The sequence below is a fragment of the Actinomadura sp. HBU206391 genome, from assembly GCF_014323665.1.
Classification (GTDB): Bacteria; Actinomycetota; Actinomycetes; order Streptosporangiales; family Streptosporangiaceae; genus Actinomadura_C.
In genome coordinates this window covers 57,967-69,502 of record NZ_JABVEB010000005.1, presented here as the reverse complement: position 1 = coordinate 69,502, position 11,536 = coordinate 57,967, and the positions used below count along the sequence as shown (strand labels likewise).

Below are 11,536 nucleotides of genomic sequence, written 5' to 3'. Positions count from 1 at the left end.
GATGTCTACTTCGGGCAGTCCGGCAGGGCGGTGGGCGTCGTGCGGCAGGTGTCACGCTTGGCGATCAACTCGGTCAGAGTGGCCTGTGCGCCCTCACGGCTCTCGCTGGCGATGCCCTTCCGCACGGCCTCCTTGTCGGAGTTCGGCAGATCGTTGATCTTAAGGGCCGGGGTGCCGGTGATCGATGCGCCCGAGCAGCCCTTGTCCACCTGCCCGCGGCCTTGGAAGATCAGTACGTTCTCCTTCTCCGACGCGACCGTGTAGCGGCACAGCGCGGCGCGGAGTTCGTTGACGGTGTTCTTGGCGGCGGTCAGGCCTCCGTCGACCTGGATCGTGTCGGTCACCTGCTTGCGCCGGTCGGGGGGAAGATCGCTGAGCGGCACCGGCGGAGACGGCTGGTCCTTGGCCTTCTGTGACATGTCGAGCCCGAAGACGCCGTCAGGCGAGCCCTTGTAGATGGCGACCGTGCCCTTGTCGGCGGTCACGTAGTAGCCGCTCCGCAGCAATCGCAGGCCGGCGAAGCCGCCGCCCACGATCAGCAGGGCGAACACGACGACGGCGACGACCAGCCAGGTCCAGCTCCGCCGCGGGCGGGCGTGCGGCGACCTCCGCATCGGGTCGCCCGCACCCGCCATGGCAGGGGCGGGCGCCGGCGGGGGCATCTCGTCGACGGCGATCGGCGGCTGCGGCATGGTGTCGCCGAGCTGCCTGGCGCGCTGCGCCGGGGTGTCCTCGACCATGGCCGGGGCGGGGCCGCCGGACGTCTGCCCGGGCGGGCCGCCCGAGTTGGCCGCCGCGCCCGCGACGACCGGCCGTACGGCCGGTAGCTGCTGGCTCAGGTCGGCCACGTCGGCCACGACACAGGTGATGTTGTCCGGCCCGCCGCCCCGGTTGGCCAGATCGATGAGCTGGCGTACGGCCTGCTCAGGGTCGGCGACACCGGTCAGCACCTGGTGGATGGTCTCAGCGCTGACCACACCGGAAAGGCCGTCGGAGCACAGCAGATAGCGGTCGCCGACGCGTGCCTCGCGCAGTGACAGGTCGGGATCGACCTCCCCGCGCCCGTCCAGGGCCCTCAGCAGCAGCGAGCGCTGCGGGTGCACGGCCGCCTCGTCGATGCTGATCCGGCCCTCGTCGACCAGGGACTGCACGAGAGTATGGTCGTGCGTGATCTGGAAGAGCTCGCCGTTGCGGAGCAGATAGGCGCGGGAGTCGCCGATGTGCACGAGCGCGATCTGGCTGCCGGACCACAGCATCGCGGTCAGCGTCGTGCCCATGCCCTGCAGGGTCGGGTCGCCCTCGACGATGCGGTGCAGGTTCTCGTTGGCCTGCTTGACGGCGTGTTCCAGCGCTGCGAGAAGCTCGGCCGCGGGTACGTCGGCGTCGAGCTTGCGCAGGGCGTCGATGGCCGCGGCGCTGGCGATCTCGCCCCCGACATGGCCCCCCATGCCGTCGGCGACCGCGAGCAGGCGAGTGCCCGCGTAGGCCGAATCCTCGTTGCCCTCACGGAGCATGCCGACGTCCGACCTGGCGGCGTAACGAATTCCTATGTTCATTTGCGCAGCTCAACGACGGTTTTGCCGATACGGATTGGTACGCCGAGAGGGACCGGCGCGGGCCGGGTCACTCTCGTACGTCCGAGATAGGTCCCATTGGTCGAACCGAGATCTTCCACGATCCACTGACCGTCCTGCGCGAAAATTCGGGCATGTCGGCTCGAAGCGTAGTCGTCGGTGACCACGAGCGTGGAGTCATTGGCTCGGCCGATTGTGATGGGGGCCTCTCCGAGGTCGAAGGTCGTGCCCTGCAGGGCGCCCTGAGTCACAACGAGCTTGCTGGGCACGTTCTGTCTGCTGGGCCGGGAGGGCGGCTTCGGTTGGCGGGGCGCTTTGGGTTGCCTGGCCGGCCGGGATGCCGATCTCGTGGCGGCCTTCGAGCCGAACAGGTCGGCCCGAATCACGCCGACCGTGGCAATGACGAAGAGCCACAGCACCGCGAGGAATGCCAGCTTGATGAGAGTCAGGGTCAGTGCGGTCATCGGAGTCGGGGCTACTCCCTATCGCGGCGGAACACCAGGGTCGTCCGGCCCATCGTGATACGAGAACCGTCGACAAGTGTGACGCGTCGAATCGGCTGCCCGTTCATGAATGAGCCGTTTGTTGACCCTAGGTCCACAAGGACTATTTCGGGACCCTCTACGCGGATCTCGGCGTGATGCCGTGATACGCCCGGGTCGACCAGCCGTAGATCGCAGTCCGTTCCCCGGCCGAGCAGCGTCACCGGAGTGGTGATGTCGTACGACCGCTGCACGCCGGCACCGCCACCCTCGCCGGCCGTGGTCACGAGGAGTCGTGGCCGACCGCCGAAGACGCCGGGACCGCCGGGTGGCAGGTCGCTCCTCGGCTGCCGGATCTCGCCGCCCTCGACCGTCGAGCCGCGGATCACGCCGGACCGGATCCGGAACATGCCGGTCGCGAGATCACCGGCGTTCTCGAACCGCACCCGCACCGGCCCGACGAAGGAGTACCCCTGCTCTTTCGCGTACTCCCGCGCAAGGTTGGCGAGCTCCTGGCTCAGGCTGTCGGCGTAGACCGCCAGCCGTTGCCCGTCCGTCGGTGAGATCTCGACCACGAAGTCGTTCGGGACGAGCGTGCGGCCCTGGGCCACGATCGCGGCCCGCTCGTCCATTTCCCGCTGTACGGCGCTCGCGACCTCAACCGGCTGTAGCTCCGACTTGAAGGCTCGCGCAAAGGCACCCTCGACCATGCCCTCGAGCCGTCGCTCGAAGCGCTGTAGGACACCCACGGGCACCTCCCTTCCCCACTGCTAGACGATCGTATCCGTGCGGAGGTTCGCAGGAAGCATGCACGTTCCGACCTCGTGCCCGAGCCGTGCTAACCTTTCCACGCGCCCAGGGCGGGTGGCGGAACGGCAGACGCGCACGGTTCAGGTCCGTGTGTCCGCAAGGACGTGAGGGTTCAAATCCCTCCTCGCCCACTCGGGGACAGCGATGTGATACTGACCCCCACAGTGACGTAACGGGCCCCAGTGCGGCAAGCACCGGGGCCCGATTGCTTGTTATGGGCAGTGTACGGGGCGACGGCGTCTGACCTGCCCCGATAGGGGATTTGCCGTGCTGTGTCCCTATTTGGGCATCAGCACGCTGTCGATGGTGTAGACGGTGGCATTGGCGGTCTTGACGTTCCCGCAGACCACGCCGGCTACGGTCTCGACCCGCGACCGGACGGCGGTGCCCTGTCGCATCGCGCGCACGAGGGCGGGTGAGCGCCGGCGCTCCCACCACGGCCCCGGCGGCGGACGGGAGCACATCGGTTCCCCTCGCACCCGGACGGGAGATCGCGGCCACGCCGCCGAGCGCGCCGAGCAGCCCGAGCCCCACCGTTCCGTACACCGGGCGGCGCCGGGCGAGCAGGCCGATGACGAGAGCGATGACCACGATGCCCGCGCCGATATCGCAGAGCAGGACGAGCTTGTCGTGGGCGCCGAACCGGCGGATCGCGAAGTCCTTGAGCCACTGCGGGGTCAGATCGACCCCGGCCGCGCCGACGGCGAACAGCGGTGCGGCTCCGGCGCGGCCGAGCAGGCCCGCAGCGAGTTCCGCGACCCCCATCGCCGCCGCGGCGGCGAGGAGGCCGAGGGATGCGGCGGCGGGGCGGCGTACCGGTTCGCCTGTCACACGGAGCATTCGGAGCCGTGTGCGGACCGGATTGGTGCGATTGCGAACCGATACCAAGAGGCCGGTGCAACCGGCGCCGCGACGTCTTGCGAACCGATACCGAGGCCCGGGGCAAGCGGCGCCGCGACGTCACCCGCCTAGGTCACATCCCCGTCCACCTCCCCCGCCGTGATCATGCAGTTGTTCTCTTCTCATCCCAGGCCGTCCGACGAGTCCCTGCGAACAACTGCATGATCACGACCGGTGGATGTCGCCACTTCAGCCGTGATCATGCAGTTGTTCGCGGTGTGCCCGTGCTGGCGGGAACGCCCGGGCGGGAACAACTGCATGATCACGGCGGCGTTTGGGCGGGACGTGCGCCCGTCCGGGCTGGGTCACGCCCGCCTGGGCGGGGTTTCGCCTGCCTTGGCGGGGTGGGGGTCAGGAACTCCCCGCTGTCGTGGCGGTCGTCGTGGCCACGAGGACGGCCGTGGTCGCGGCGTGAACCTCACTGATGACCTTTCGTACGGCCGCGCCGGCCCACTCGCCCTCGGCCATCTCCTGCGCGCGCTGCTTGAGGAGCGACTTGGCGACGTCCGGGAAGATCTTCCGGTCGAGCTTGCAGGCGTGGATCAGGGCGAACAGGCATGCCGTGTGAGCGTTGGGCCGGGCGCCGTCGATCGCGGAGCGCAGGTCGGCCCGTATCTGCTGCTCCGGCACGGGGTCCTGCTCGGGGTAGCGGGTGGTGGGGAAGACGCCGAGCACGCGGCCGCGCTCTTCGCGAAGGATGCCGCGTTCGGCCAGCCGGCCGGTCAGCCGTTTCCGCAGGCTCTCTGAGCGCAGCTTCGAGACCCACCACTTGGCCTTGCGTTGCTTCTTCTCCTCGGCGATGCGGCTCAGCGCCGCGTCGAGTTCGGGATCGCCGGTCGGTGACGGGTCCGTGCACGTGATGCGGTCGTCGTCGTCGATGCCGAGGCGGCCCGCGATGACCAGGTCGGTCAGCAGGGCCCCGGCGACGGCGGTGACGGCCTCGGTCGAGCCGATCAGCGGCTTGCCGTTCTCCTCGCGCAGGGACAGCAGTACGAAGGCCTCGGCGATGGTCAGGTTCGTGTCCGTCATGGCCCCTCCATTACCCGATCGCCCTCAGGCGGAAAGTGATGCACGTCACATCGCTGCCGCGTCGGCTCGACACCGAACCGAAGCCGGAAGTTACCTGAGCGTCCGGAAGTCCCGACGCGCGCCACGTGGCCGGCCTCTGGCGGGCAATGGGACACTTCCGACCATGAGTCTGTCGGCGCGGTTGCATGAGATCGGCCGGCCGCTGGTCGAGGAGCAACTGAAGCACCCGACGGTGGCCGGGATCGCGAGAGGCGATCTGGACGAGGCGGTCTTCAGATCCTGGCTCGAGCAGGACTACCTGTTCCTGCTGGACTACGTGAGGGTGTTCTCCCGGCTGGCCTGGCAGGCGCCGTCCGAGCACCTGGGCGACCTCGTCGACCTGGCGCACTCCACCTTCCACGAGGAACTGTCGCTGCACCGTTCGCTGGCCGCCGAGTTCGACGCCGACCTCGGCGGCGCGCGCAAGAGCCCGGCGTGCGCGGCCTACACCGCGTTCCTGCTCGACGCCGCCGCGCTCTACGGCGAGGGACTGGCGGCCCTGTACCCCTGCATGTGGGGCTACTCGGAGCTGGGCGCGATCTTGGCGACGAATCCGCCGGAGGAGCCCCGCCTACGGCGGTGGGTCGATACGTACGCCGACCCGGGATTCGCGGCGCTGGCCCGGCGCTGCGCGCAGATGATCGACGAGGCGGCACCGGATCCGGCTCGGGCCGAGTCGCTCTTTCTCGACGGCATGCGCCACGAGATCGCGTTCTGGGACGTGCCGGCCTGAGGCACGCCCGCCGGGCCGACGGCGCGGCCGTTCCGCAGGTGGGGCCGTTCCGGCGTGGCGCCGATCTTCAGTGGTCTTTCCGCCGGCACGTTACGGAGAGTTATCCACAGGCGTTGTGACGGCCGGAACCGCCGCGCCTTGGCGGTTTGCCCGCTTCTGCCATGGTACGGAGCTCGGAAACCCTGAAGCCGCACCTGGATCCGGGGTTACGCACAGGCTTTTCCACAGCCGTCCACAGGCCTGTGGAAGGTCGGCTTGCCCCCACGGGATGGTCGCCCATACTTGAGGGATGCCTGAGCTACCCGAGGTCGAGGCGCTCGCGGCGTTCCTTCGGGAACGCGCGGTCGGTCGCGTGATCGCACGGATCGATGTGCTCGCCATCTCCGCACTCAAGACCTACGACCCCCCTGTGACCGGCCTGGGCGGTCTGCCAGTCACGGCGGTCGGTCGATATGGCAAGTTCCTCGACCTCGATGTCGACGGACTGCACCTCGTCATCCATCTCGCCCGCGCGGGCTGGCTGCGGTGGAAGGAAGAGATCCCGGTCAAACCGGTGCGGCCCGGCAAGGGGCCGCTCGCGCTGCGCGTCCATCTGGACGACGGCTCGGGATTCGACCTCACCGAGGCCGGCACCAAGAAGGGCCTTGCCGTCTATGTCGTCAGAGATCCCGCGGACGTCCCCGGCATCGCGGCCCTCGGCCCGGACCCGCTGTCAGAGACCTTCACGGTGGCGACGCTGCAGGAGATCGTCGGCGACCGCCGTACGCAGATCAAGAGGCTGCTCCGCGATCAGCGGATCATCGCGGGGATCGGCAACGCCTACTCCGACGAAGTCCTCCACGTCGCCAAGATGTCCCCGTTCAAGATCGCCGCGACCCTCACGGAAGAGGAGGTCGAGCTCCTGCACGGCTCGATCGTGATGACGCTGAGGGAGGCGGTCGGCCGCTCCGAGGGACTCGCGGCCGGCGACCTGAAGGCGGAGAAGAAACTCGGGCTGCGCGTGCACGGGCGAGCCGGTGAGAAGTGCCCGATCTGCGGCGACACGATCAGGGAGGTGTCGTTCGCCGATTCGGCACTGCAGTACTGCCCCACCTGCCAGACCGGCGGGAAGCCTCTCGCCGACCGCAGGCTGTCCCGGCTGCTCAAGTGAGTCCGCGCTCCAACCGGGCGTGGACCGCAGCGGTGGCTCTCGCGGCGGTGATCTGGTGGCCGTCCGCGCACGGGACGACCGCCAGATCATGACCGCCGGATCACCGCTGCCGACGGGAGGTCAGCCGGCCTGGGGGAGTTTGCCGAACACGGGGGCGAGCCCGCTCCAACGGGACACCTCGCAGCCGTTCTTGCGGTTGAACTTCGCGTCGACCCGCTTGCCCTTCCAGGTGCCGGCGACGGTCGCCTCCTCGGGCCCGCCGAAGATCATCGTGCACTGCCGGTCCTTGGGGACGGGCGCGAACGGGTCCGGGGCCTTGCCCAGCGCCGCGCACGCGGCGGTCGGGTCGGGGTGGGTGCCGTCCGGCGGATCACAGGAGAGCGTCCAACTCTTGGTGGGCGCCTCGGCGGGCGGTTCGGTCGATGACGTGGGCGACTTCACCTGGATAGTGAGATCGGTCATGGGCTGTGCCGGACTCGGGGTGGCGACCACCCCGGAAGGGGTCCGGCTCGGAGCGCCTTTGGCCTGCTCAGAGCCGCAACTCGCCAGAGATACGATCACCGCGAGGCCAGGCACTGTGAAAAAGAGCATCCGATACCGCATGCGAGATTCGACGTGGACGGGTTCCTCGGGGTTCCATGGGATCGTGATGAATCTCGGGGAGAACATTCCGGTGGTCGACGCCACGGCCGTCCCGGAAGGTGCGTATCTGCTGGACGTCCGGGAGCCGGAGGAATGGCTGGCGGGCCACGCACCGGGGGCGGTGCACATCCGGATGCGCGAGCTCAGTGATCGGGCCGGTGAGATCCCACGCGATCAGGACGTCTACGTGATCTGCCGGTCCGGTGCCAGGTCGGCGCAGGTCACGGTCGCGCTCAACAACGCCGGCTGGCAGGCGGCGAACGTCGACGGCGGCATGCAGCGCTGGGCCGAGGCGGGGCGTCCGATGGTCAGTGAGACGAGCCTGGAGCCCTACGTGGTCTGAGCGCCCGAGCCCGCGTCTTCCGACCCGCCGAACGGCCTGACCGCCCACAACGCCAGACCGGTGGAGCCTGGCGGGCCGAGTGCTGGACCTGTACTATTTGCCCGTCTAACTAACTGAAGACCGCGGGAGCTCGGGCGGAACCGGGCTGAGAGGGCGACTGACAGCGTCGCCGACCGCATGAACCTGTCCGGGTAATGCCGGCGTAGGGAGAGTGCGTTGAGCGCCGCCGTCCAGAAGCATCTGAACAACGAGCGTCCGAACAAGGACGGCCGACCCAACGAGGTCCCCTACACCCTCGACGAGCCCGCGCCGAAGGTCCTGAGCTTCTGGGACCAGGGGGCGTTCTGGGCGAATCTCGGGGTGAGCCTGTTCGCCTTCTCCGGGGCCTACACCGTGCTGGCCCCGGACGCGAACGGCGTCCCGCAGCTCGCGATCACCGCCGGCATCACGGCGATGATCGTCGGTACGGTGCTCGGCGGGCTGATGCTCGGGGTGGCCGCGGTGCCCGGCGCCCGCACCGGTCAGCCCGCGATGGTGCTGCTGCGCGGGCTGTTCGGGGCCCGGCTGTCGTATCTCCCGACCGTGCTGAACGTGGCCCAGCTGATCGGGTGGGGCACCTTCGAGCTGGTCGTGATCGCCGATGCGGCGCGGGCGCTGTACGACGACATCCCGCGGTGGAGCTACGTCGTCGCCGCCGGCGTGATCACTACGGTGCTGACCATCTGGCCGCTCGGCTCGGTCCGGATGCTGCGCCGCTACGTCACCATCGCGGTCGCGATCTCTCTCGTCTACTTCTATGTCCAGTTGCTGCGCGAACCGCTGCCCGACCTCACCGAGGGGGGCTGGGGACAGTTCTGGCTGGGCGCCGACGCCGCACTGGCCGTCTCGATCTCCTGGGTCCCGATGGCGGCCGACTACACACGCCATGCCCGTACGGCGCGCGGGGCTTTCGGCGCCGCGGCGATCGGGTACTCGGTCACCCAGATCGTCGCCTATGTCCTGGGGCTCATCGCGCTGGCGCTGGTGGCCGGCGACTCCTCCAAGGTCTTCGACCCGTTCCTCCACGTGGCGCTGGGCGCCGTGTTCTTCGGGATCTTCGTGCTCCGCGAGGCGGACCAGTCGTTCGCCAACGTCTATTCCACCGCCGTCTCGCTCCAGAATCTCGCGCCGAGAGCCGACCGCCGGGTCCTGTCGATCGCGCTTGGTGTACTGATCACGGTGCTGGCACTGCTGGTCGACATCGGCGACTACTCGAGTTTCCTGTCGCTCATCGGCTCGGTGTTCGTCCCCATGCTGGGCGTGCTGGCGGTCGACTTCTTCGTGCTGCACCGCGGCCGTGCCTGGGACGTCTCACGTACGGCGCCCTCGCGGTGGGGCATGATCGCCGCCTGGGCGGTCGGCTTCGCCCTCTATCAGTTGATCAACCCGGGCGGCGTCGGCTGGTGGAGCGGTTTCTGGGGCGATGTGCAGGACCTGCTGCACTTCTCCCCGTCCTCCTGGATGAGCGCATCGCTGCTCGCGTTCGCCGCAGCGGCCCTGGCGACGTACCTCATCGGCCGGCTCACGCGGCGCTGACCACCGGGAAACCTTCGTGCGATCACGCTGATCAGTGACGATCCTGCGGAGTGGGCCGGGGAACCGTCGGAACTTTTCCACGGCACTTCAGGCGCCGTCAGGTGGCATCCGGTGGCACCATGACAAACGTGCAAGGGGACGTCCACGATCCGATCGTCCGCGCGGTCATCGAGTGCGCGGCGGATGCCATCGTCGCCGTCGATCCCGATTTCGCCGTGACGGTCTGGAATCCGGCGGCGGAGCGGATGTTCGGCTGGGCCGCCGGCGACGTGCTCGGCAAGATCCCGCCGATCGTGCCCGACGAGCTCAAGGCCGAGCACAACGCCGTGCTCGAGCGGATCCGTGAGGGCGGGCAGATCTCGATCGCGACCCGCAGGTTCCACCGGGACGGGCACCTGATCGACGTACGGATCGACACCAGCGTCCTGCGCGACGCGGGCGATGAGCTGATCGGCTGGGTGAGCGTCTTCCACCCGGTCGAGGAGGACGAGGCGGCCCAGCATCACGCGACAGAGCGGGCCCGCCTCGTCCGCCGCCTCAACGACGTGATCGCCGACCTCAACGCCGAGCTCGACCTGGCCACCGTGCTCGACCGGATCACCGGCGCGCTGATCGAGCTCACCGGCGCCGATGCCGGCGGGTTCGTCCGGATCGACGGGGACAAGCTCAGGCTGGTCAGCATGCGCGGGCTCCCAGAGCACCTCAACGACTCCGTCGCGGAACTGCACCCGAGCCTGGTCGGCGAGCTGCTCCGCACCGGCAAGACGGTGATGCTCGCGACCGGTCACCGCCGGCTCGACGAGCTGATCTGGTCTGAGCTGCCGGGCCTCCACACGATCGCGCTGAGCCTGTCCTACCTGCAGCAGGCGCCGTACGGCGCGCTGTATGCGCTGTTCTCGGGGCAGAAGGTCGGCCACAGCGAGCTGGAGGTGCTCGAACTCCTCGCCGGGCACGCCGGGGTCGCCGTGGGCAACGCCGTCGCCTATTCCAAGGTGGTCCGGCAGCGCGCCCACGAGCGGGCGGTCATCGACGCGAGCGCGGACGGTATCGCCGTGCTCGACCGGGACGGCGTCGTACGGCAGTGGAACCCGGCCGCCCATGCCATCACCGGTGTGCCGTCGGACGTGGCGATCGGGCAGCATCTGCCGTTCCCGCAGCCCCTGCCCGGTGAGATGGTCACGCATCGGCTGACCGGCGGCACCTGGCTCAATGTGCTGTGCGCGGAGATCGAGGAGACCGACGAGCTGGTGGTCGACTTCCGTGACGTTTCCGACGCCAAGGCCCTCGAGGAGGCCAAGGATCTGTTCCTGGCCACGACCAGTCACGAGCTCCGTACCCCGATCACGGTCGTCCAGGGGTTCGCCAGCACGCTGGTGAACCGGTGGGACAAGCTCACCGACGACGATCGCAGGCAGGCGGTCGCGACGATCGCCGAACGCGCGCATTCGCTCGCGCGGCTGGTCGAGAACCTGCTGCTCGGGTCGCGTGCGGGTGCCGGCGAGCTCAAGGTCACGATCGAGCGGTTCGATCTGGTCCGGCTGCTCGGGCAGGCCGTCGCGGGGTTCCGCTCGCTGTCGGACCGGCACACGGTGGAACTCGACGTGCCGCCGGACCTGCCGGAGATCAGCGGTGACGCGATGGCCACCGACATCATCATCGGCCAGCTGCTGGAGAACGCCTTCAAGTACTCGCCGGACGGCGGCACCGTCCACGTGCGGGCGGGGCTGGACGGCGCGGACATCGTGGTGACGGTCGAGGACGAGGGCGTCGGCATCGCGTCCGGCGACCACGAGCGGATCTTCGAGCGGTTCGTCCAGGGCGAGGCCGGAGATCGCCGGCGGTTCGGCGGGATCGGGCTCGGCCTGTACATCGTGAAACGGCTGGCCCTCGCACAGCAGGGCGACATCTCCGCACACTCTCGCACGTGCGGTGGAACGTGCATGCGCCTCGTGCTGAAGCCCGCGGACGATTCGTTCTTGCACACACCGTGACGGACGAAACTCTCGCAGGAGGAGTAATCCCGCGTTGAGTGGATAGGTCTTTAACCGACCTTGGTGCACCACCACGACGGGCGTCCGGTTCGAGACGCATCGCGATGCTTCAGAGGTTTTGAGGGGGTCTGTAGGGGTGTCTGTAGAGTTAGTCACTCGTTGTGTTGGTAGCCGATGGTTTGCTGTGGGTTTCCGGGTATCCCGTACTGGGCATTTCGGTCGTACCGGGGATGCGACGGTGAGTGTTCGGACTCGGGAGGCCACGGGG

At 68.8% G+C, this 11,536-nt stretch carries 11 protein-coding genes, 1 tRNA gene and 1 riboswitch; of the genes, 6 read left to right on the top strand and 6 right to left on the bottom strand.

Annotated elements, in window-relative coordinates:
- Positions 1 to 5 precede the first annotated feature (5 nt).
- From HKK72_RS04495 to HKK72_RS04485, 3 genes are read right to left on the bottom strand one after another with little or no spacing between them, the layout of a single operon-like run.
- The gene (locus HKK72_RS04495) at positions 6 to 1,556 is read right to left on the bottom strand and encodes a PP2C family protein-serine/threonine phosphatase (RefSeq protein WP_187232938.1); all 1,551 of its coding nucleotides are present in this window, start codon (positions 1,554 to 1,556) and stop codon (positions 6 to 8) included.
- Positions 1,553 to 2,038: an FHA domain-containing protein gene (locus HKK72_RS04490; protein ID WP_187232937.1), complete on the bottom strand. Its 486-nt coding sequence runs from the start codon at positions 2,036 to 2,038 to the stop codon at positions 1,553 to 1,555. The genes HKK72_RS04495 and HKK72_RS04490 overlap by 4 nt, the downstream gene beginning before the upstream one ends.
- Before the next feature lie 11 nt (positions 2,039 to 2,049).
- A complete protein-coding gene (locus tag HKK72_RS04485) occupies positions 2,050 to 2,805 on the bottom strand; it encodes an FhaA domain-containing protein (protein WP_187232936.1) in 756 nt (251 codons plus the stop codon).
- A 109-nt stretch (positions 2,806 to 2,914) separates the two neighbouring features.
- On the opposite strand from HKK72_RS04485, the gene HKK72_RS04480 reads away from it, so the two are divergent.
- Positions 2,915 to 2,997: transfer RNA gene (locus tag HKK72_RS04480), tRNA-Leu, on the top strand.
- A 147-nt stretch (positions 2,998 to 3,144) separates the two neighbouring features.
- On the opposite strand, the gene HKK72_RS40605 is transcribed toward HKK72_RS04480, so the two are convergent.
- Positions 3,145 to 3,330 (bottom strand): hypothetical protein, encoded by a 186-nt coding sequence (locus HKK72_RS40605; protein WP_261986534.1) that lies wholly within the window; start codon positions 3,328 to 3,330, stop codon positions 3,145 to 3,147.
- 787 nt (positions 3,331 to 4,117) lie between these two features.
- Positions 4,118 to 4,795, bottom strand: coding sequence for a GOLPH3/VPS74 family protein (locus HKK72_RS04470; RefSeq protein WP_187232935.1), 678 nt, complete (start codon positions 4,793 to 4,795; stop codon positions 4,118 to 4,120).
- A gap of 163 nt (positions 4,796 to 4,958) precedes the next feature.
- On the opposite strand from HKK72_RS04470, the gene HKK72_RS04465 reads away from it, so the two are divergent.
- Positions 4,959 to 5,567, top strand: coding sequence for a TenA family protein (locus HKK72_RS04465; protein WP_187232934.1), 609 nt, complete (start codon positions 4,959 to 4,961; stop codon positions 5,565 to 5,567).
- A 289-nt stretch (positions 5,568 to 5,856) separates the two neighbouring features.
- Positions 5,857 to 6,717: an Fpg/Nei family DNA glycosylase gene (locus HKK72_RS04460; protein ID WP_187232933.1), complete on the top strand. Its 861-nt coding sequence runs from the start codon at positions 5,857 to 5,859 to the stop codon at positions 6,715 to 6,717.
- Positions 6,718 to 6,837: 120 nt separating this feature from the next.
- On the opposite strand, the gene HKK72_RS04455 is transcribed toward HKK72_RS04460, so the two are convergent.
- Positions 6,838 to 7,179, bottom strand: coding sequence for a subtilase-type protease inhibitor (locus HKK72_RS04455; RefSeq protein WP_261986533.1), 342 nt, complete (start codon positions 7,177 to 7,179; stop codon positions 6,838 to 6,840).
- 187 nt (positions 7,180 to 7,366) lie between these two features.
- Between HKK72_RS04455 and HKK72_RS04450 the strand changes: the two genes are divergently transcribed.
- The 3 genes from HKK72_RS04450 (at position 7,367) to HKK72_RS04440 (ending at position 11,268) form a co-directional block, all read left to right on the top strand.
- A complete protein-coding gene (locus HKK72_RS04450) occupies positions 7,367 to 7,702 on the top strand; it encodes a rhodanese-like domain-containing protein (RefSeq protein ID WP_187232980.1) in 336 nt (111 codons plus the stop codon).
- Positions 7,703 to 7,814: 112 nt separating this feature from the next.
- Positions 7,815 to 7,929: riboswitch (TPP riboswitch) on the top strand.
- The gene (locus HKK72_RS04445; RefSeq protein ID WP_187232931.1) at positions 7,919 to 9,277 is read left to right on the top strand and encodes a purine-cytosine permease family protein; all 1,359 of its coding nucleotides are present in this window, start codon (positions 7,919 to 7,921) and stop codon (positions 9,275 to 9,277) included. (Overlaps the previous riboswitch by 11 nt.)
- Positions 9,278 to 9,396: 119 nt before the next feature.
- Complete coding sequence (locus tag HKK72_RS04440) at positions 9,397 to 11,268, top strand: PAS domain-containing protein (RefSeq protein WP_187232930.1); 1,872 nt, start codon at positions 9,397 to 9,399, stop codon at positions 11,266 to 11,268.
- The last annotated feature ends 268 nt before the right edge of the window (positions 11,269 to 11,536 follow it).

Bases quoted from the DNA above. Each gene is read 5' to 3' on its own strand.
- HKK72_RS04495 (WP_187232938.1), bottom strand. From the start codon at position 1,556: ATGAACATAGGAATTCGTTACGCCGCCAGGTCGGACGTCGGCATGCTC.
- HKK72_RS04490 (WP_187232937.1), bottom strand. From the start codon at position 2,038: ATGACCGCACTGACCCTGACTCTCATCAAGCTGGCATTCCTCGCGGTG.
- HKK72_RS40605 (WP_261986534.1), bottom strand. From the start codon at position 3,330: ATGTGCTCCCGTCCGCCGCCGGGGCCGTGGTGGGAGCGCCGGCGCTCA.
- HKK72_RS04470 (WP_187232935.1), bottom strand. From the start codon at position 4,795: ATGACGGACACGAACCTGACCATCGCCGAGGCCTTCGTACTGCTGTCC.
- HKK72_RS04465 (WP_187232934.1), top strand. From the start codon at position 4,959: ATGAGTCTGTCGGCGCGGTTGCATGAGATCGGCCGGCCGCTGGTCGAG.
- HKK72_RS04460 (WP_187232933.1), top strand. From the start codon at position 5,857: ATGCCTGAGCTACCCGAGGTCGAGGCGCTCGCGGCGTTCCTTCGGGAA.
- HKK72_RS04455 (WP_261986533.1), bottom strand. From the start codon at position 7,179: ATGACCGATCTCACTATCCAGGTGAAGTCGCCCACGTCATCGACCGAA.
- HKK72_RS04450 (WP_187232980.1), top strand. From the start codon at position 7,367: ATGAATCTCGGGGAGAACATTCCGGTGGTCGACGCCACGGCCGTCCCG.
- HKK72_RS04440 (WP_187232930.1), top strand. From the start codon at position 9,397: ATGACAAACGTGCAAGGGGACGTCCACGATCCGATCGTCCGCGCGGTC.